Source organism: Paenibacillus sp. J31R98 (genome assembly GCF_056269245.1).
Window position 1 is genome coordinate 257,363 of the sequence record NZ_JBWDNO010000001.1, and the last position, 19,212, is coordinate 276,574.

At 55.2% G+C, this 19,212-nt stretch carries 18 protein-coding genes and 1 tRNA gene; 13 read left to right on the plus strand and 6 right to left on the minus strand.

Annotated elements, in window-relative coordinates; genetic code table 11:
• Positions 1–5 precede the first annotated feature (5 nt).
• A complete protein-coding gene (locus AC0YNX_RS01080) occupies positions 6–1,154 on the minus strand; it encodes a THUMP domain-containing class I SAM-dependent RNA methyltransferase (protein ID WP_475813810.1) in 1,149 nt (382 codons plus the stop codon).
• Between the two features lie 178 nt (positions 1,155–1,332).
• Between AC0YNX_RS01080 and AC0YNX_RS01085 the strand changes: the two genes are divergently transcribed.
• A complete protein-coding gene (locus AC0YNX_RS01085; RefSeq protein ID WP_475813811.1) occupies positions 1,333–1,959 on the plus strand; it encodes an O-methyltransferase in 627 nt (208 codons plus the stop codon).
• Positions 1,960–2,772: 813 nt separating this feature from the next.
• Here AC0YNX_RS01085 and AC0YNX_RS01090 read toward each other — a convergent pair.
• On the minus strand, positions 2,773–3,993 hold the full coding sequence (locus tag AC0YNX_RS01090) for an MFS transporter (protein WP_475813812.1): 1,221 nt from the start codon (positions 3,991–3,993) through the stop codon (positions 2,773–2,775).
• A gap of 182 nt (positions 3,994–4,175) precedes the next feature.
• On the opposite strand from AC0YNX_RS01090, the gene hemE reads away from it, so the two are divergent.
• Genes hemE through hemG form a run of 3 tightly spaced genes read left to right on the plus strand, consistent with a single transcriptional unit; the run spans position 4,176 to position 7,711 of the window.
• Positions 4,176–5,237, plus strand: coding sequence for a uroporphyrinogen decarboxylase (gene hemE, locus AC0YNX_RS01095; RefSeq protein ID WP_475813813.1), 1,062 nt, complete (start codon positions 4,176–4,178; stop codon positions 5,235–5,237).
• Positions 5,238–5,250: 13 nt separating this feature from the next.
• The gene (gene hemH / locus AC0YNX_RS01100; RefSeq protein WP_475813814.1) at positions 5,251–6,186 is read left to right on the plus strand and encodes a ferrochelatase; all 936 of its coding nucleotides are present in this window, start codon (positions 5,251–5,253) and stop codon (positions 6,184–6,186) included.
• 49 nt (positions 6,187–6,235) lie between these two features.
• Positions 6,236–7,711, plus strand: a complete 1,476-nt coding sequence (hemG, locus tag AC0YNX_RS01105; RefSeq protein ID WP_475813815.1) for a protoporphyrinogen oxidase — start codon at positions 6,236–6,238, stop codon at positions 7,709–7,711.
• A gap of 79 nt (positions 7,712–7,790) precedes the next feature.
• Here hemG and AC0YNX_RS01110 read toward each other — a convergent pair whose 3' ends face one another.
• The gene (locus AC0YNX_RS01110) at positions 7,791–8,330 is read right to left on the minus strand and encodes a phosphatidylglycerophosphatase A family protein (protein WP_475813816.1); all 540 of its coding nucleotides are present in this window, start codon (positions 8,328–8,330) and stop codon (positions 7,791–7,793) included.
• A gap of 137 nt (positions 8,331–8,467) precedes the next feature.
• On the opposite strand from AC0YNX_RS01110, the gene AC0YNX_RS01115 reads away from it, so the two are divergent.
• From AC0YNX_RS01115 to rdgB, 3 genes are all read left to right on the plus strand, one after another.
• A complete protein-coding gene (locus tag AC0YNX_RS01115) occupies positions 8,468–9,541 on the plus strand; it encodes a GerMN domain-containing protein (protein WP_475813817.1) in 1,074 nt (357 codons plus the stop codon).
• A gap of 161 nt (positions 9,542–9,702) precedes the next feature.
• On the plus strand, positions 9,703–10,449 hold the full coding sequence (gene rph / locus AC0YNX_RS01120) for a ribonuclease PH (RefSeq protein WP_475813818.1): 747 nt from the start codon (positions 9,703–9,705) through the stop codon (positions 10,447–10,449).
• The gene (gene rdgB / locus AC0YNX_RS01125) at positions 10,446–11,087 is read left to right on the plus strand and encodes an RdgB/HAM1 family non-canonical purine NTP pyrophosphatase (protein WP_475813819.1); all 642 of its coding nucleotides are present in this window, start codon (positions 10,446–10,448) and stop codon (positions 11,085–11,087) included. The genes rph and rdgB overlap by 4 nt, the downstream gene beginning before the upstream one ends.
• Before the next feature lie 753 nt (positions 11,088–11,840).
• Here the strand turns inward: rdgB and asnB are convergent.
• Positions 11,841–13,685 (minus strand): asparagine synthase (glutamine-hydrolyzing), encoded by a 1,845-nt coding sequence (gene asnB / locus AC0YNX_RS01130; protein ID WP_475813820.1) that lies wholly within the window; start codon positions 13,683–13,685, stop codon positions 11,841–11,843.
• A 124-nt stretch (positions 13,686–13,809) separates the two neighbouring features.
• On the opposite strand from asnB, the gene AC0YNX_RS01135 reads away from it, so the two are divergent.
• The 3 genes from AC0YNX_RS01135 to AC0YNX_RS01145 all read left to right on the plus strand — a co-directional run bounded on the left by AC0YNX_RS01135 (position 13,810) and on the right by AC0YNX_RS01145 (position 15,939).
• Positions 13,810–14,163 (plus strand): hypothetical protein, encoded by a 354-nt coding sequence (locus tag AC0YNX_RS01135; protein WP_475813821.1) that lies wholly within the window; start codon positions 13,810–13,812, stop codon positions 14,161–14,163.
• The gene (locus AC0YNX_RS01140) at positions 14,160–14,507 is read left to right on the plus strand and encodes a hypothetical protein (RefSeq protein ID WP_475813822.1); all 348 of its coding nucleotides are present in this window, start codon (positions 14,160–14,162) and stop codon (positions 14,505–14,507) included. The genes AC0YNX_RS01135 and AC0YNX_RS01140 overlap by 4 nt, the downstream gene beginning before the upstream one ends.
• Before the next feature lie 100 nt (positions 14,508–14,607).
• Positions 14,608–15,939 carry a 5'-deoxyadenosine deaminase gene (locus tag AC0YNX_RS01145; protein WP_475813823.1) on the plus strand — a complete coding sequence of 444 codons (1,332 nt, stop codon included), beginning with the start codon at positions 14,608–14,610 and terminating at the stop codon, positions 15,937–15,939.
• A gap of 65 nt (positions 15,940–16,004) precedes the next feature.
• On the opposite strand, the gene AC0YNX_RS01150 is transcribed toward AC0YNX_RS01145, so the two are convergent.
• Positions 16,005–16,883 carry an SDR family oxidoreductase gene (locus AC0YNX_RS01150; RefSeq protein WP_475813824.1) on the minus strand — a complete coding sequence of 293 codons (879 nt, stop codon included), beginning with the start codon at positions 16,881–16,883 and terminating at the stop codon, positions 16,005–16,007.
• A 196-nt stretch (positions 16,884–17,079) separates the two neighbouring features.
• Positions 17,080–17,156, minus strand: a tRNA-Arg gene (locus AC0YNX_RS01155).
• Positions 17,157–17,315: 159 nt separating this feature from the next.
• Here AC0YNX_RS01155 and AC0YNX_RS01160 point away from each other — a divergent pair.
• The 3 genes from AC0YNX_RS01160 to AC0YNX_RS01170 are packed head-to-tail and all read left to right on the plus strand — an operon-like array spanning position 17,316 to position 19,156.
• On the plus strand, positions 17,316–17,516 hold the full coding sequence (locus tag AC0YNX_RS01160) for a hypothetical protein (RefSeq protein ID WP_475813825.1): 201 nt from the start codon (positions 17,316–17,318) through the stop codon (positions 17,514–17,516).
• A complete protein-coding gene (locus tag AC0YNX_RS01165) occupies positions 17,506–18,771 on the plus strand; it encodes a DNA polymerase IV (RefSeq protein WP_475813826.1) in 1,266 nt (421 codons plus the stop codon). The genes AC0YNX_RS01160 and AC0YNX_RS01165 overlap by 11 nt, the downstream gene beginning before the upstream one ends.
• A gap of 28 nt (positions 18,772–18,799) precedes the next feature.
• On the plus strand, positions 18,800–19,156 hold the full coding sequence (locus AC0YNX_RS01170; protein WP_475813827.1) for a YolD-like family protein: 357 nt from the start codon (positions 18,800–18,802) through the stop codon (positions 19,154–19,156).
• Positions 19,157–19,212 lie beyond the last annotated feature (56 nt).

Below are 19,212 nucleotides of genomic sequence, written 5' to 3' on the forward strand. Positions count from 1 at the left end.
AGCGATTATTCCGGTTTGCGCAGCGGAGGTAATGGGCCGAAAAATTGATAAAATGCACATTCAATACGACCGTTGAACAGCTTGCGTTTCTTGTCTGCTTTGCGTCCAATCGTGTCCTCGAACGTACGGGATTGCGTTAAAGCGAACATCGACCAAGTCGGCATGTACAGCGCGCTTAGCCCTAACTGGCGAATCGCTTTCTCCGCATCTTCCTCATCTCCGAGACGCGAGCCGTAAGGCGGGTTAGTGATGATGCAGCCGTAGTCGCCTTCCGGTTTAATACGAGAAACGGCCATTTGCTGCAGCTTAATATCTTTGGCGAATCCGGCCTTCTTCACGGCGGCTGCGGCAATTTCGAGCGCCTGCGGGTCGATATCTGAGCCAGTAATTTGAAGCGGAATATCATCTTTTACCGAGTCAAAAGCTTCCTCCCGCGCTCGTTCCCACAGCTCTTCCGGCACTGTCGGCCAGCCTTCACTGTTGAACGTGCGGCGCAGTCCCGGCGCGATATTCCAGCCAATCATCGCTGCTTCAATTGGAATCGTTCCCGATCCGCAGAATGGATCATAGAGCGGACGCTCGGGGCGCCATCTGCTCAGCAGCACCATAGCAGCTGCCATCGTTTCCTTGAGCGGCGCTTCCGTGACAAGCTTGCGGTAGCCGCGTTTATGAAGCCCCGGTCCAGTCGTATCGAGCGTCAGCATAGCAACGTCGTTCAACAGCCACACTTCGATAACGAAGCGCATGCCGTTGTCTTCGTGGAACCATTCTGTTCCGTAGACGGACTTCATTTTTTCAACGACGGCTTTCTTCACGATGCTTTGGCAGGCAGGCACGCTCGACAGCTGAGACTTATGGGAGCGCCCCTCTACCGGAAATTCCGCGTCCTCGGGAATCCAGTCCGGCCAATTGACGGCCTTCGTTCCTTCAAACAATTCTTCGAATGTTGTGGCAGGAAACTCTGCCATCTTAATGAGTACACGATCCGATGTGCGCAGCCACAGGTTAGCGCGGCAAATATCTTCAGGACCGCCGGTAAAAATAACGCGGCCGTTCTCCACTTTCTGATCGGTGTAGCCAAGGTCTTTCAATTCGCGTGCGACGACCGCTTCAAGCCCCATAGGAGCTGTTGCGATCAGCTGCAGTTTGTCCATTATGTCTCACTCCGCCTTCACGTTCTTCCGGTTGTGTCCGGTCTATAAAAATCATACAATCAATATGGAATCAAATCTTGAGCAGATTCATGAAGATTCGTTTCTGTACAAGTATAGGACATCTACGGGAATAATTACAAACTTTACATGAGTACATAGTCGAAAGGAGCAGGAGAACATGTCTACGGAACAGTATGTAGAACGGCTGCTTGGGGAAGATGCGGATTTGGAGCGGGTTCATCAGACGATCCGCGAAAAAGGGATGCCGGAGATTTCCATCGCTGCTGGATACGGTCGTCTGCTGACGATGCTAGTTCGCATGTCGGGAGCGCGCAATGTGTTGGAAATCGGTGCTCTTGGCGGATACAGCGGAATCTGTCTGGCAAGGGGATTGTCGGACGGCGGACGTCTTACATCATTAGAACTGCTGCAGGATTATGCGGATGTAGCGCGGGGTAGCTTGGAGGCGGCGGGGCTTGGCGATCGTGCCGAGTATCGTGTAGGCGATGCCAAAGATAGCCTTGCGGTGCTGGCTGAGGAAGGCCGCAAGTTCGATTTCTTCTTCATAGATGCGGATAAGGAGAATTACCCGCTTTATTTGGAGTGGGCGATCAAGCTCGCGAATCCGGGAGCTGTTATTACCGGAGATAACGCGCTGCTTCATGGCAGAACAATCGATCCAGAGAAGAACGGCCCATCGGTTCTCGCGATGCGTCAGTTCAATGAGACGATGGCAAGCGACGAGCGCCTCATCGGCACTCTGCTGCCGGCGTATGACGGCTTGGCGGTTGCGATTGTGAAGTAGTTGTTGTTTAGTTGAGGAGAGGCGCACGCGGGTGCGCCTCTTTTTTTGTATTTGGTAGAGGTTGTTGCGGGAAATACGGCCAATCTCGTCAATGAAGGGTAATGGTTACCCCTCTTGAATGCTAAGCGAGCTGATATAGCTCAAGAAGGGTAGTGCTTACTCTACATGAACGCTAATCGAGTATATTTCGTCAAAGAGGAGTACTGAATACCCTTCATGTATAGGGTCGCTGTGGGACCCGCTTGGGTAGTTTGATTGGTTTTGGGAAGAGGTCGAGCATATCAGCTATGTTGGCGGAAAGTTGGTTTGAGAGGAAGCGGAGGTTGAGCAGACCCGCTACATTGGAGGAAATTTGGTTTAAGAGGGGCAAGAGGTCCAGTATACAAGCTACATTGGCGTGAAGTTGGCGTGAGGTTGGGGGGATGGCTTAAATGCTGGTTCTCGACGAATGTGAATCCCTGGAGTACACTCTTTCGCTAATATTGCTGGTTCTGGACCAATGTGAATCCCTAGAGTACACTCTTTCGCTCAAATTGCTGGTTCTCGACGAATGTGAATCCCTGGACTACTCTCTTTCGCTCAAATTGCTGGTTCTCCGCCAAAGTGTATCCCTAGAGTACACTCTTTCGCTCAAGTTGCTGGTTCTCCACCAATGTGAATCCCTAGTGTACACTCTTTCGCTCAAATTGCTGATTTCCCACCAAGTAACCCCCCCACAAGACCAGCATCAGCAGCAATATGGCCTCCTCACACAAAAAACAAAGAGACCATCCCAAAGGACGGTCTCTCTCTCTCTCCTCACTACAACCACATCTAACCCTCGCGCACCGCGCGATCGCGTCGTCCGCTAACGAGCGTGCGCCGCACCCAGAGTGCGTTCACGACAAACAGCACGGAGGAGATGATGAACACGCCGCTGATGCCGGTCCAGCCGGAGACGAAGCCGCCGACGATAGGGCCGACCATGTTGCCGAGCGCGAGCATGCTGCTGTTCAGGCTGTAGGCGCGGCCTTCCATGCCGTCCGGCGTGAAGCGCCGCACGAGCGCGTTCACGGACGGGATTAGTCCGCCGAGGAAGCAGCCCTGCAGCAGCCGGCACAGCAGCAGCTGCCACACGGTGTGCACGAATGCCTGCGGAATAAACAGCAGCGCCGCGCCAATGAGCGAGATGCCGAGCACGCGCTCCTGGCCGATGCGGTCGCTGAGCCGCCCGAGTAGCGGCGCAGCAAACATGTTCGACAGCCCGGCCGCAGAGCCGACGAAGCCGGCCCAGAACGCCAAGTTTACGGCGGTGCCATGCAGCTGCTGCACATAGAGCGGCATAAGCGGCATCGGGCCGATGTTGGCGAACTGCAGCAGGAACGTAACCGCGAACAGCGACATCAGCTGCGGCACTCGGCTCAGCTGCTTGAAGCCTTCGATGACCGAGAAATTCGGCTGTGCGGCGGCAACCTCACGGTTGAAGCTTTCCTTCACGATGACGAAGGCGAGCAGCGATGCGACAAACAAGCTGATGCCCGTAATGTAGAAGATCGGCCGGTACCCTACCGCATCCGCCAGCAGTCCGCCGAGGAAGGGGCCAAGAATCGTGCCGGCGATACCGCCCGATTGCAGCGTCCCCATCGCGAAGCCCATGCGATCCTTCGGCGTCGTAGCGGATACAAGCGATACCGCAGCCGGATTGAATCCGGAGATTGTCCCGTTCACCATCCGCAGCAGCAGCAGATGCCAGGGCGAAGTGGCGAAGCCCATCAGCGTCATCACGATCGCCATGCCGAAGCCCGAACGAAGTAGCATCATTTTGCGGCCGTAACGATCAGACAGCTTTCCCCAGAGCGGCTGAAACAGAAACGAAGTGACAAAGTTGCCGGCAAAAATAATACCTGCCCAAGTGGCGATTTCATGCTGATTCGTCAGCCCGATCCGGTCGGATTGCAAATACAGCGACATGAACGGAATAATCATCGTCATCCCGCCCATGACGAGAAACTGTCCGAACCAGAGGACCGCTAGATTTTTCTTCCATTGCTCCATTGCAGTTTCTCCCGTCTACTCCATCGATTCATTTTATAGTACCACTTTCGCACCGGGCCCAAACAGCTATGACGAACATTGTCATATGTTTGTCAATCATGTAAGGTGTGCGGCGGTTGTTACACCTCTGCAAAAAGGGCATAATGGAAACGTAGGGAAAACGATAGAAATGGGGAACTTCAATGAGCTACAACGACCTTTTCCTCCGTGCATGCCGCGGTGAACAAGTCGATCGCTTACCCGTCTGGTATATGCGACAAGCGGGACGCTACGATCCCGATTACCGTAAAATAAAAGAAAAATATTCGCTGCTCGAAATTTGTCGGCAGCCTGAGCTAGCGGCGGAAGTTACGATGATGCCGATCAACAAACTCGGCGTCGACGCGGCGATTCTGTATTCCGATATTATGAACCCCGTTGCTTCGATCGGTATCGATTTTGATATCGTGGCGAACGTTGGACCAGTCATTCATAACCCAATCCGCACAGCGGCGGACGTGGCGAAGCTGAAACCAATTGACGTCGAAGGCGATCTGTCCCACGTACTTGAGACGATTCGCATTCTGGATCGCGAGCTGAAAGTGCCGCTGATTACATTCGCAGGCGCGCCATTCACGATTGCGAGCTACTTGATCGAAGGCCGTCCTTCGAAGTCTTACATTCGCACGAAGACGATGATGTACTCGGAGCCGGACGTATGGTTCGCGCTTATGGACAAGCTCGGAGACATGGTTATCGCTTATTTGCGCGCCCATATTGCAAACGGCGGCAAGGCGTTCCAGTTGTTCGACAGCTGGGTAGGTTCGCTCGCGCCGCATGATTTCCGCAAATTCGTCCTGCCGACGATTGAGCGGATCTTTAGCGAGCTGTCTGATCTGCCGCAGCCGAAAATCTACTTCCCAGGCGTGGCATCCGGCGAGCTGCTCCCGACGCTCACGAACCTGAAGGCTGACGTGATTGGCCTTGACTGGCGCGTGTCAATCTCGGAAGGTCGCCGCAGACTGGAAGGTAAATACGCCGTTCAGGGCAACCTGGACCCTTATGTGCTAACCGCTCCGATTGAGGTTATTAAGGAGCATGCGAAGGCGATTATTGATGAAGGCGTTCAAGAGCCAGGTTATATTTTCAACCTTGGACACGGTCTGTTCCCCGAAGCATCGCTAGATAAGCTGCGCGAGCTGACAGAGTTCGTGCACGAATACTCGGCTGAGGCCATTGCAGCGGCAGCACCGCTTCGCAAGTAGGAGGAACTCTCAGATGGCGAACAACTTAATCGGCGTTCTCGTTATGTCTTACGGAACGCCTGAGAGCATGGATCAAATCGAAGAATATTACACGCACATTCGCAGAGGCCATGCGCCGACGCCTGAGCAGCTTGCAGAGCTGAGCGAGCGTTATGAAGCGGTGGTAGGCGGCGTGTTCCCGCTTCGCGAGAATACGAATCGCCAAGTAGCGGGCCTTCAGGCAAAGCTTGATGAAACGGTGCCGAACCAATTCCGCTGCTACCAAGGGCTGAAGCACGCGCGTCCCTATATTGAAGACGGCGTTGCGGCAATGGCTGCAGACGGCATTACACAAGCGGTTGCGATTGTGCTTGCGCCGCATTACTCTATCATGAGCGTTGGCGCCTATGTGAAACGTGCGGAGGAGAAAGCCAAGGAAGTCGGCATTACGATGACGGCTGTAGATAGCTATCACCTCCATCCGAAGCTGATAGAGGCACTTACTGAGCGTGTGAAGACAGCGTACAGCAAACTGCAGGAGAAGAACGTGCAGCCCATTAAAGTGCTGTTCAGCGCGCACAGCTTGCCGGAGAAGATCCGCGAGATGAATGATCCGTATGAGCAGCAGCTGCAGGACACTTCGAAGCTAGTGGCAGAAGACGCGGGCACGCCGGATTGGCAGTTTACTTGGCAGAGCGCCGGACGTACGCGCGATCCTTGGCTTGGTCCGGATATTCTCGATACGATGAAGGAAGTTGCCGAAGCAGGCTACAAAGGCGTGCTGTCTGCGCCGATCGGCTTCGTCTCCGAGCATCTTGAAGTGCTGTATGACATTGACATTGAAGCACAAGCAGTCGCACGTGAGCTCGGTTTGACGCTTGAGCGTATCGAGATGCTCGGCACGGATCCGCGTTATATGGAGACGCTCGCTGATTCTGTTAGGGAAGCGAGCAAGACTGCTTTTCTATAAAAAATATAAAAAGATAGCGTGAGAAACCTACCTTTGGGAGATGACCTGCATGCGGGGTAATGGAAAACGCGATCGCTTTGTCGTAATTGGCGGAGGCATCAGTGGACTGAGCTCCGCTTTTTATTTGTTGAAACAAGCGAAGCAGCGCGGTCGCGATGCGCTCGTTACAATTGTCGATCCTTCAGAGCGTATCGGGGGCAAAATCAACACGTTGAAACGTGACGGCTTTACCATTGAGCGAGGACCGGACTCATTCTTGGCGCGCAAGACGCCGATTATTGATCTCGCTTATGATCTTGGCATTGAGAATCAGCTGGTCGGAACGAATCCGAAAGCGAAGAAGACTTATATCTTACATGACGGCAAGCTCCATCCGATGCCGCCTGGCCTCGTGCTTGGCGTGCCGACGGAGATCGCGCCGTTCGCGAAGACGGGCTTGCTCTCTTGGGGAGGCAAGCTTCGGGCGATGATGGATTTCGTGCTTCCAGCGGGCAAGGAGGAAGGGGACGAATCGATCGGCCACTTCTTGACGCGCCGCGTAGGTGCTGAGGTGATGGAGCGGGTAGCAGAACCGCTGCTCGCTGGCATCTATGCAGGAGAGCTGGATAAGCTAAGCCTCGCGTCGACATTCCCTCAGTTTCGGGATGCAGAGCGCAAGCACGGCAGTTTGATTCGCGGCATGCGCGCCAATAAGCGGCTTTCGGCATCAACGCCTGCTGTGGCGACACGACTGCCGGATGCGGTGAAGAACAGCATGTTCCTCACGTTCCGCGGTGGATTGGCAACGATGGTGGAGGCGCTGCATAAGGCGCTCGAAATTGCAGAGTGGAAGCTAGGCTGTAAAGCAGTCGCGTTCCGGCAGAACAATCCGGACGAGCATGGAGAAGACACTGCCCCTTATGAAGTGCTGCTGAGCGACGGGGAAATTCTCGAGGCAGACGGTATCGTCATTACCGCTCCGGCATTCGATGCGGCTGACTTGCTTGAACCTCATATGAATGTCGATGCACTGCATGCGATTCGCTATGTATCGGTCGCGAATGTCGTGATGGCGTTTGATAAAACAACGCTCGGCATGGATTTTGACGGTTCAGGCTTCGTCGTTCCGCGCTCGGAAGGGACAACGATTACCGCTTGCACATGGACCTCGGCCAAATGGCTGCATTCCAGCCCGAGCGACAAGGTGCTGCTGCGCTGCTACGTCGGCCGTTCCGGTGATGAAGCGGTTGTGGATTTGTCGGACAACCAGCTGACTGAAGCGGTCCGCCGGGATATTCGGAATACGATGGGCATTACAGCGGAGCCGCTCTTCACTGAGATTACCAGGCTGCATCATTCGATGCCGCAGTATCCGGTCGGCCATCTGCAGGAGACGGCGAAGCTTCGTACGAAGTTACGTGCTCAGATGCCTGGGGTCTGGGTTACAGGTGCTGCTTTTGACGGCGTCGGCTTGCCGGATTGCATTCGTCAAGGCAAAGAGGCGGCAATGGGCGTCTACAAGTCGCTAATAGGCGATTTCAAATAAAGGCTTCTATTTTCAAAATAAAAAGGGTCACGCATTCGTTAGTCATCAAACTAACGCACTTGCGTGGCCCTTTATTTGGTTAGTCAATCGGGGGTCCGACTCGTCCTTCTCGTTCCGCTTGTTTGCGATGCGCAATGCGGCTGCTCGCCGCTGCTGCGATAGCTCCTACAATATCATCGAGGAATGTGTGGCATTCCGCGTCTTCTTTATCGTTAAGCTTCTTCAATATGCCCGGCTTGAGCTTGTCCACGTAACCGAAGTTGGTGAATCCGATGCTGCCGTACACATTCACGATGGATAAAGCCAGAATTTCATCGCAGCCGTAGAGTCCCTCGTCATTCTCGATCATCTCTTGCAACGGGGAGAGGAGCTTGCCTTGCTCGGCCAGGATATCCAGCTGAATGCCGGTCAATACGGCGTTCTGCACCTCGCGTTTCGTAAGCACGGCTTCAACATAGAGCTCGCATTCCTCCATGGTGAGGTCGGGAAAATAATCCTTTTGCAAGAAAATAACGAGTTCGGCGATTTGAGACGTCTTTACGCCGCGTTTGGTGAGCCATTCCTTTGTCGCTTCGGCGATTTTGGCGCTGTTGAGACTGTACGTACTGGACTTTGTCATGCCTAACACCCCTTGTCTCAAAATGGTGGACAAAACTGGTCTAATTGATTTGGAGGGCTCGTATATATAGTACTACAAAAGCAGGTCTTGTACCAAAACCAAAGATTCAACATTCAGAATAGGGAGGAAAAATAACCATGACTTACAATCGGCTCATTCGCCGGGCCGCGCTCGCGGGAGTGCTGGCTCTGCCCATCTTGACAACCGGCTGTGGACTGTTCTCTCAGCCAGCAAGCAAATCGATAGACCCGCCGCAAAACACCGCGCAGAACGTAAGCGGGGACGCTGACAACAATGGACAAACTGTCGCGCAAGGCGATCAAACTTCTCAAGGCGATCAGTCGCAAATGACGCTGTATCTGAAGGATCGGGGCGGACTGCTTGCGCCAATTACGGTAATGGCAGGTCTCGGCGCGGAAGAAAAGCCTGGTCAGAAAGCACTGGAAATGATGGTAGATGGCGGAACGTATGCAAGCGAGATCCCGGACGGCTTCCAAGCGGTGCTGCCGAAGGGCACAGTCATCAAAGGGCTGAATATCGTTCCTGATCAAAAGCTGGCTATCGTCGACTTCTCGAAGGAGTTCAGCAATTATAAAGCAGAGGACGAGCGGTCGATTGTCGAAGCGATCACTTGGACGCTGACAAGCTTGCAGGATGTCAATAAAGTGGAGATCAATCTCGAAGGAACGCGCCTCACGGAGATGCCTGTTGACGGCCTGCCGATGGACGACGACCTTACTCGCGCAATTGGCATCAACCTCGAAGCTGCCGATAACGTAGACTACAGCATGTCGACGCCGGTAACGATTTATTTCTCCGCCGTTACACCTGACGATGAGCCTTATTTCGTACCGGTGACCCGTCTTGTGAACCGTTCCGACAACAAAGCGAAGACGGCGATCGAGCAGCTTATCAGCGGTCCGATCAACAACTTGCCGCTTAAAGCGGTCATGACTTCGGATGTGCTCGTGAAGAGCGTAACGAAGCAGAAGGACCTCGTAACGGTCGAGTTGCAGGACGACAGCTATCAAGCTGGCCAGCCGGAGCCGGCCGAAATGATGGACGCGCTCATCCTGTCGTTGACCGAAGTTACTGGTCTTACCAAAGTTCAGGTGAAGCTGAACGGCAAGACAGACTTCGTCGATACGCTTAATCGTAAATACTCCGAGCCTGTTACGCGGATGGTGAGTTTGAACGCATTCAAATCTTAATTGTCTGTAGCCAACGGCTGCATGATCGAAGGCCTGCTTAATCGCACTGTTTGGTGCGGTTAGCGCAGGTCTTTCTTGTTTTTAAGGGAAAGATGATTTTGAGGCATTCTTTTGGTAAAATGAGTGAGGTTGACGTAAAAACAGATGGAGGCTTACATACGATGAGAATTGACGGACGACAGGCAGCTGAGCTTCGGCCGGTCACGATTACGCTACATCCGAACAAACACGCAGAAGGTTCCGTTCTTATAGCGTTTGGCGATACACAGGTGCTGTGCACGGCTTCGGTTGAGGAGCGCGTGCCGCCTTTTATGAAGGGGCAAGGCAAAGGATGGATTAACGCGGAGTATTCGATGCTTCCGCGCGCGACGCAGGTGCGCAACCAGCGTGAATCGGCGAAAGGCAAGCTGACGGGCCGCACGATGGAGATTCAGCGGCTGATTGGCCGCGCGTTGCGCTCGGTCATTGATTTGCAGGCGCTCGGCGAACGTACGCTTACGCTCGACTGCGATGTGCTGCAGGCAGATGGCGGCACGCGTACGACTTCAATTACCGGGGCGTTCGTGGCGCTCGCGCTGGCGATTCACAAGCTGGATCGCGCGAATGCGTTCGCGAAATATCCGATTACGGATTATCTCGCTTCGGTGAGCGTCGGCGTTATTGGCGAGCGCACGTTGCTCGATCTGAACTACGAAGAGGATTCGAAGGCGAAGGTCGATATGAACGTTGTCATGACTGGCGCCCGCAAGTTCGTTGAAGTGCAGGGAACAGGAGAAGAAGCGCCATTCTCGCGCGACGAGCTTAATGAGCTGCTCGCGAGCGCGGAAGCGGGCATTGCGAGCTTGATTGAGAAGCAGCGCGAAGTGCTTGGCGACATCGGCAGCCGGATCGGAACGGCTAGCGTATGAGGCCGGGCAATACGGTCGTCGTCGCGACCAAGAATGCCGGCAAGGTGAAGGAATTCGCGCATGCGTTCGAGAAACTGGGCATGCGCGTTGTGAGTATGTTCGACTATCCGAGCTTGCCGGATGTCGTTGAGGACGGCGTCACCTTCGCTGAGAACTCCCGCAAGAAGGCGCAGGAAGTGGCGGAAGCGCTCGGCATGCCGGTGCTCGCCGACGATTCGGGTCTGGAGGTTGCGCGGCTCGGCGGCGAGCCGGGCGTCTACTCGGCCCGGTACTCGGGCGAAGGCGCGACCGATGCGCGCAACAATGAGAAGCTGCTGCGCGAGCTGGCTGCGCTTGGCGACGCTGGCGCGGGTGAGGGCTTGGAGCCGCTCGCGGACGGTACGAAGCTGCTCAGCGAAGCGCGGTTCGTCTGCGCGCTGGCGCTGTACGACCCGGCGGAGCGCGCGTTCGTGGAGAGCGAGGGCTACGCCGCGGGCTATATCATGGAGAAGCCGCGCGGTGAAGGCGGCTTCGGCTATGACCCGCTGTTCTATGTCAGCGGGCAGGGCAAGTCGATGGCGGAGCTATCGACCGAGGAGAAGCAAGCGATCAGCCACCGCGGCGCCGCACTCGCCGCGCTGCTGGCGAAGCTTGCGTGATAGAAGGGCAGACAGCCACTTTCGTGGCTTGTCTGCTCTTTTTTTTGTTTGTCGCTGCCCCGACAGCTGGGGCGGCGAGCGTTTGTTTTGCTCGAGAGCACGTATATGCTCTCTCAGCAAGAAATCCGCGCCAAAATGGAGCTGAGAGCACGTATGTGTTCTCTCGGCAAGAGGGCAAGCGCTAATTGAGCTTGTCTCTGAGTCTGAGAGCACATATATGCTCTCTCAGCAAGAAATCCACGCCGAAATGGTGCTGAGAGCACGTATGTGTTCTCTCGGTTTTTTTTTTTTTTTTTTTTTTTCGATGAGAGAGGGAAAACCCGCTCTCAACGATCAAATCGCACCAATTTGCACGCTGAGAGAGGTAAAATCCTCTCTCCACCGGTCACTTCGGCCGAATACGACCGAATCCCCTCACCGAGAGAGGGAAAACCCGCTCTCAGCCTGTCACTTCCTCCGCACCGATGGCTCTGAGAGCACGTATGTGTTCCCTCGATCTCCCAACTAACCTTGCTCAGCCAATGGATGAGCGCGCTCTCGCGTCAACTTGAGCAATATGTTGCCTTCCAAACGCTGAGGCAGCAATATCCCGCTTTCAGGGACTCCTACAGCTCAATCGTCCTCCCAGAATCGGAATTTCCGCTCTCAGTTTGACCACTCTCGGCGAAGCGCAAAAAAACCGATAGAGGAGTTCTCCTCTATCGGTTTTTCAAGTCTCAGCTCTATACGCCGTTCTCGCCGCCAACTAACCAACTACCTAATGACCACCTTATACTCCCGCAGCCACATATCGACCTGGAGCAGCCAAGCGAACAGCTGTGGACCGCTCATGAGCTGGCCGAACCATGGGATGTTTGAACTGGCTTCTTCCGACTCGGCGAGCTCGCGGATTTTCTTCACATTGATCAAGGAAAGCAGCGGGGAGGTGCCCTCGTTGATGATCTCAAGCACCTGTTTGCGCACCGCGTTCAGGTAGTTCGGATTATGCGTCTTCGGATATGGGCTTTTCTTGCGGTACAGCACATCGTTCGGCAGGACGCCCTCGAGCGCTTTGCGGAGGATGCCTTTTTCCCGGTCGCCCGCGATCTTGATCTCCCACGGAATATTGTACACGTACTCGACCAGCCGGTGATCGCAATAAGGGACGCGCACCTCGAGCCCGACAGCCATGCTCATCCGGTCTTTGCGGTCGAGCAGCGTCGGCATGAAGCGCGTGATGTTGAGATACGACATCTGTCTCATCTTGCGAGCGGCCTCGTTCTCGCCGCCTAGGTGAGGCACTTCGGCAATCGCATCGGAGTAACGATCCTTAATATACTCAAGCGGACGAATCCACGCCGCGACGTCCTGCGAGAGCAGGTCTGCGCGCATGCCTGCCGCCAGGGACCACGGGAATGTACCGGCGTTCAACGCATCCTCGCGGTGGAACCATGGATAGCCGCCGAAGATTTCATCCGCCGCTTCACCAGAAATCGCCACCGTTGCTTCCTTCTTGATCTCCCGGCAGAAGAGCAGCAGCGACGCATCCACATCCGCCATACCCGGCATATCCCGCGCTAACATGGCCTCGCGCAGCGTTGCGACGAGCTCGGGCGTATCGAATACCATCGAGTGATGGGTGGTGCCAAGATGGCTGACCATCCGTTCAATCCACGGCGCATCGGCATTCGGCTGGAACGCATGCGCCTTAAAATGTTTATCGTTATCGACATAATCCACCGAGAACGTATGAACATTGCTTTGCCCAGTCTCGTTGTAGTAGTTAACGGCAAGCGACGTGAGCGCGCTCGAATCAAGGCCGCCGGAAAGCAGCGTGCAGAGAGGCACGTCAGAGACCAACTGGCGCTCGACTGTATCCTTCAGCAGTTCGCCGACCGTCTTCGCCGTTTCCTCGACTGACTCCGTATGCGGCTTGCTTTGCAATTCCCAATAAGTGCTCACCTTCATGCCGGAGCGGTCTATGATCGCGCACTGCCCTGGCTTTAATTCAGATAGGTCGCGATACACTCCGACGCCGGGCGTACGCGCAGGTCCGACGATGAAGATCTCCGCCAAGCCTTCGGGTCCGACTTCCGGCTTCACCGCAGGGTGCGCAAGCAGCGCCTTAGGCTCCGAGCCGAATATGAAACGTCCCAGCTGCTTCGCGAAGAAGAACGGCTTCACGCCGAGCCGGTCCCGCGCAACGAACAGCTGCTGTTCCCTTGAATCCCACAGCGCAAAAGCGAAGATGCCGTTGAATTTCTCAACGCAAGCCGGTCCCCACTCCATATAAGCGACGAGCAGCACTTCCGTGTCGCAAGTCGTGGTGAAGTGTCGGCCGCGGCCCTCCAGTTCCCTTTTCAGCTCAGGCGCATTATATAACTCTCCGTTATACACAAGGACGTAAGTATCGTCTTCGGACGTGCGGACCATCGGCTGCGCTCCGTTTGCAGGGTCAATGACGGAGAGGCGGCGGTGGCCAAGCGCGCAATGCGGCGAGATCCAGGTACCGGAGGCGTCCGGGCCGCGGTTAGCGAGCGTTCCGGTCATTTTCTCCAGAGTGATGGATTGTTTCGTCAGGTCCTCGGTCCAACTGATCCAGCCCGTGAATCCACACATGGTTCTCATTCCTTTCGTATGCAGAAGCTTAAAACAGCGTACTAAGATGGTTATGCGAAAAATATGGATAAAATGTCTGTCCGAAGGGGGATGCTAGAGCGATAGAAGGAGGGTGTTTTCAATAATGGCAAATGACTACGATGAGTCATATTACGCACGCAAACCGTATTATGTGTCCGTACAGGCGGGCTCAATCTTAGAGGATCCGACCGCTGCCGCATATGAATTGGCAATTACAGCTAATGAAGAGGAATTGAACCGTTTGCAAGAGTTGATGGAGGAATATGCGACGACGGATGAGCAGCAGCTGTTTCATTTTGCGAGCACACCGTTCAGTTCGGCGTCAGACCGTCAAATCAATGCAGGCGTAGATGGCTTGCTTGTGGATATCTACAGGCTGCTCTACGAGCTCGGCACCTCAGAGACCAAACAGCATATCGCGACGATGGGGCTGCTTCCCGAGGGGAGACTCGAATGATCGTGACTGATGCTCATGTAAGGCGCGCAGTGGACCGTGACGGGCTCCGCACTTGCGAGGTGGAAGTACATACGAATGATGCAAGCACGCCGGAGCTGCTTGTTTATTTTGGCGCGTCGCAGGATAACGACTACGATATGGTGGCTGTCGTCCAGAATGATGCGAAGTCCGAGATTGACTGGTATGACAACAGTATGCACAGCGCATTCGTGGATGTGAGTGATGCGCTGTTCGATACGCCGACAATGAAGACGGATTGGGGGCAGCGGGAGACGTTCAAGGAGCAGGTGCTCTCGTATCCTGGTATTCGTGCAGAGATTAGCAGGCTTATGGATTGGTCCTGATTTTGTAAAATATTCCTTCTCCTCTGATGGACGTGTTACAATGTTAGTATATCTGACATATTCACGCGTAAATGCGGTATGAAGGAGGCAGGCGATTGCGATGGCAGCGACTTTACTGCGCAATGCAACTATTGTCACCATGAACGAGCAGGATGACCTTATTGTTGGCGATGTTCTCATTCGGGATGATGCCATTGTCGCGGTCGGCGGGCGAGTGACTGATTATGATGCGGAATCGACGACCGTTATCGAGGCAAAAGGCAAGCTGCTGCTGCCCGGATTCGTGCAGACGCATATTCATCTGTGCCAGACGCTATTTCGCGGAAGAGCCGATGATATGGCGCTGATGGACTGGCTCCGCACGCGGGTATGGCCGCTTGAAGCTGCTCATGACGAGGAGTCGGTGTACTACTCGGCGATGCTCGGCATAGGCGAACTGCTGCGCAGCGGGACGACGACGATTCTCGATATGGAGACGGTGAGCCATACTGATTTTGCTTTTCAGGCGATGGCATCAAGCGGCATTCGGGCAATCTCCGGCAAAGTGATGATGGACGCGGGCGGCGATGTGCCGATCGGGCTGCAGGAAGACACGAACCGCTCGATCGCAGAGAGTACTGAGCTGCTTGAACGGTGGCACGGCCATGACGGTGGGCGCATCAGCTATGCGTATTGCCCGCGGTTTGTGGTGTCCTGCTCGGAGCGTCTGCTCACGGAGGTTCGTGACCTGTCGGCGAAGTACAACGTGCTCGTTCATACACATGCTGCTGAGAATCGCGAGGAGATCGAGCTCGTCATGCGCCAGCGGGGGATGCGCAATATTGTGTACCTTGATCACATTGGCTTAACCTCGCCGCGGCTCGTGCTAGCGCATTGCATATGGCTGGATGATGAAGAACGGGAAATCTTGAAGCGTACCGGTACGAAGATGACCCATTGCCCTGGCTCCAACCTGAAGCTATCCTCTGGCATTGCCTTGGTGCCCGAGCTGCTGGAGCAGGGTATCGACATAGGCATTGGCGCGGATGGCGCTCCGTGCAACAATACGCTTGATATGTTCCAAGAGATGAAGCTAACCGCGCTGCTGCACAAGGTGCGCTGCGGACCAGAGTCGATGAATGCGCGGACGGTGCTGCGGATGGCGACCATCGGAGGGGCGCGAACGCTTGGGCTCGATCATCTGATCGGAAGCATCGAAGTAGGGAAGAAGGCGGACCTCGTGCTGTTGGACCTGAATGATTTTCACACGTTCCCTTCTTATGATGCCGATCCGTACTCCAGAGTGGTGTACGCCGCATCCAGGGGCAATGTGTCGCATGTGTGGGTGGATGGCAAGCTCGTCGTCGACCGCGGCAAGGTGAAGACCGTGGACAAACGGCTTGTGCTGAAGGAAGCGGACCGCTCGATTGCTCGCCTGCTGAAACGGATTTAACGTAAAAAGGTAAAGCCAGCCTCGTGGGCTGGCTTTTTTGCGTGCTTATAGGTTTGCTGCCTTACTTAGCCGTTCACAATCTCCCCGCCGTTCACATGCAGCACCTGTCCGCTCATATAGGACGAGTCCTCGCAAGCCAGGTAGACATAGGCTGGAGCAAGCTCCTCCGGCTGGCCGGCCCGTTTCATCGGGGTGTCGGCGCCGAACTTGGCGACCTTCTGTTCATCGAACGTCGATGGGATGAGCGGCGTCCAGATCGGACCAGGAGCTACGGCATTCACGCGAATGCCCTGACTTGCCAGATTCGCCGACAGGGAGCGGGTGAAAGCGACTTGCGCACCCTTCGTCGACGAGTAGTCGAGCAGGTCCTTGCTGCCTTTGTAGGCCGTAATAGAGGTGGTGTTGATGATGACAGAGCCTGACTTCAGGTGCGGCATCGCTGCTTGCGTGATATAGAACATGCCGAACACGTTCGTCTTGAACGTGCGCTCAAGCTGCTGCGGCGTTATGAGCTCGAGGCTCTCCTGCGGATGCTGCTCCGCTGCGTTGTTGACGACGATATCAAGTCCGCCAAGCTGCGACGTCGTGTCGTAGACGGCTTTCTTGCAGAACTCAGGATCGCCGATATCGCCGGCAATGGTGATGCAGCGCCTGCCCAGCGTCTCAATCCGCCCCTTTATCTCGCTCGCGTCGCCATCCTCGCTCAAATAAACAATCGCTACGTCTGCGCCCTCCTTCGCATAAATAAGCGCGACAGCCCGGCCGATGCCGCTGTCTCCGCCTGTTATAATAGCAACTTTGCCTGCAAGCTTACCTGCCGGTTTATAGTTCGGACAATCAAACATGGGCCGTGGGGTCATTTCGCTCTCGATGCCGGGCTGCTGATTCTGATGCTGCGGCGGGAACGAGCTCGGCTTTGTTTGCCCGTTTTGCGGTGTTGTCATTGGATGCAATCCACTCCTTTCACGGAAGTAGGTTGCCTTAAACGGGGGGATTTTACACGTGATGAAAAAAAGACCACCCGCGGTCCCGAGCACTTGGCTCAGCAGCAGGAGGCCTTACTAATACGGTCGTGCAAAAATCAAAAAAGCCTCGAAACCCAGTAAAGGGCTTCAAGGCTTTGCTCATTCATAATTTAAGTGGCGTCCCAGGAGGGATTCGAACCCCCGACAACACGCTTAGAAGGCGTGTGCTCTATCCAACTGAGCTACTGGGACAACGAGAACTATTATAGCATGTAGCTTTTGGAAATGGCAAGTGCTAATTTCGAAAAAGTTTCCCTCTCCATCATCTGGAAATAAAAGTCTGTATACGAACATGCATTCCCGTCATATAATGAGAATATACGTTCGTATAACAGGGAGGGCGATGGCAGCATGCGAATAGCGAAATATGTCGGGTGTGTCGTTGACATTATTTATCAGGATCGTGCGGGCAAGCTTAGCAAGCGGCGAATTAAGGTGCAGGCGGTCAGCGGGACGTTCGTTCGGGCGCATTGTATGGCGGCAGATGCTCCACGCGTCTTTCGCATGGAAGGGATATTGGCAGTAGAGCCGGTGAAGCGACGTGCCGGCTAAATCGCGGACGATCTTCCTCGTGGACTGCCAGAGCTTCTACGCCAGCGTGGAGAAGGCGCTCAACCCGGAGCTGGAAGGGAAGCCGGTCGCCGTGGCGGGCGATCCGGAGCGCCGCTCCGGCATCATTCTGGCGGCATGCCCGCTCGCCAAGAGCTATGGCGTCACCACGGCGGAGCGGCTCGGCGAAGCGCTCGGCAAATGCCGGGATCTTGTTATTATCAAGCCTTCTATGCAGAGATATATCGAATACAGCATGCGCATTAGCCAGATTTATGAGAGCTACAGCGACCTCGTTGAAGCCTATTCCATCGACGAGCAGTTCATTGATGTGACGGGCTCCTTGCACTTGTATGGCGGGGATCCCGAGACGCTGGCACTTACGATTCAGCGTCATGTGAAGGAATCGGTCGGCGTCCATACGCGATTCGGCATTTCCGATTCGAAGGTGCTTGCGAAGCAGGCGTGCGACAATTTCGCCAAGAAGAACGAATCTGGCATCTATACGCTTGATCGGGAGCGACTGGCGGAATCGCTGTGGCGTCTGCCTGTCAATAAGATGTTCATGGTGGGCAGCCGCATGACGGCGCATTTCGAGCGGATGGGAGTTCGCACGATCGGCGATCTGGCGCAGACGCCGCTCTCGCAGCTCAAGGTGCGAATGCGGCAGCGCTTCGGCAAGAAGAGCGACGTTCAAGCGGAGGTGTGCTGGCGGATCGCCAACGGCATCGACGACTCGCCGGTGAAGCCTGGGACGCATATGGGCGAGAAGTCGGTTGGCCATATGATGACGCTGCCGCGCGATTACGGGACCCGCGATGAACTCAAGGTCATCGTGCTTGAGCTGTGCGAGCTCGTGGCGCGCCGCTGCCGTTCGATCGGCAAGATGGGGCGGACGCTGTCGGTCGGCTGCCAAGGGGCGGACTTCGACAGGCCGACGGGCTTCAGCCGGCAGATGACGATGCCGTATCCGTCGCATGTAACGAATCATCTTTATGCCAATGCGATGTCGCTGTTCGACCGGCACTGGGATGGGCTTCCGGTGCGACGGGTCGGCGTATCGGTAACGGGCTTTCAGTCCGATGAGCAGTATCAGCTCGTCATGGATGACAACCGGGAGCGGCTCGGCGCCTTGGAAGCGGCGATGGACCGGCTGAAGGATAAATACGGCGATGCCATTATTATGCGGGCTGTTTCCAAGACCGCTGCGGGGCAAGCGCAGGACCGTGCCATGAAGATTGGCGGACACTACAAATAGGCCAATAGGCTGGGAGGCGTATGGATATATGGGTGATTCCAGGAAGCTGACGGCAGGCGGGAACTGGCTGTGGGAGGACAGCCGGATGATGCTGCCAGAGCATAAATTAGCGCAGAATGAGCATCAGAGAGAGCTAAGACGCCGGGAACGCAAGCATATCGACGAGGCGGAGTGGTCGGAGATTGCGATGGCGTTCAGCACTTCGCTGCAGCTTCATCGGCTCATTACGATCCGCATGTTCGATCCGTTCGAGGAGGCGCGCATCGAAGGCGTTGTGGAACGGGTCGATCAGCTTGGCGGGCGGTTTATGGTGGACGGCGAGTGGTTCCCATTCACCGATATTGAAGGGGCTGTGCTTGCTGAAGCTGAAGTTGAAGGAGACTGACAGGGCATAGGAACGATAGCTGAACAAGCCGCGTTACAGGCGAAGCAGTATGCCTG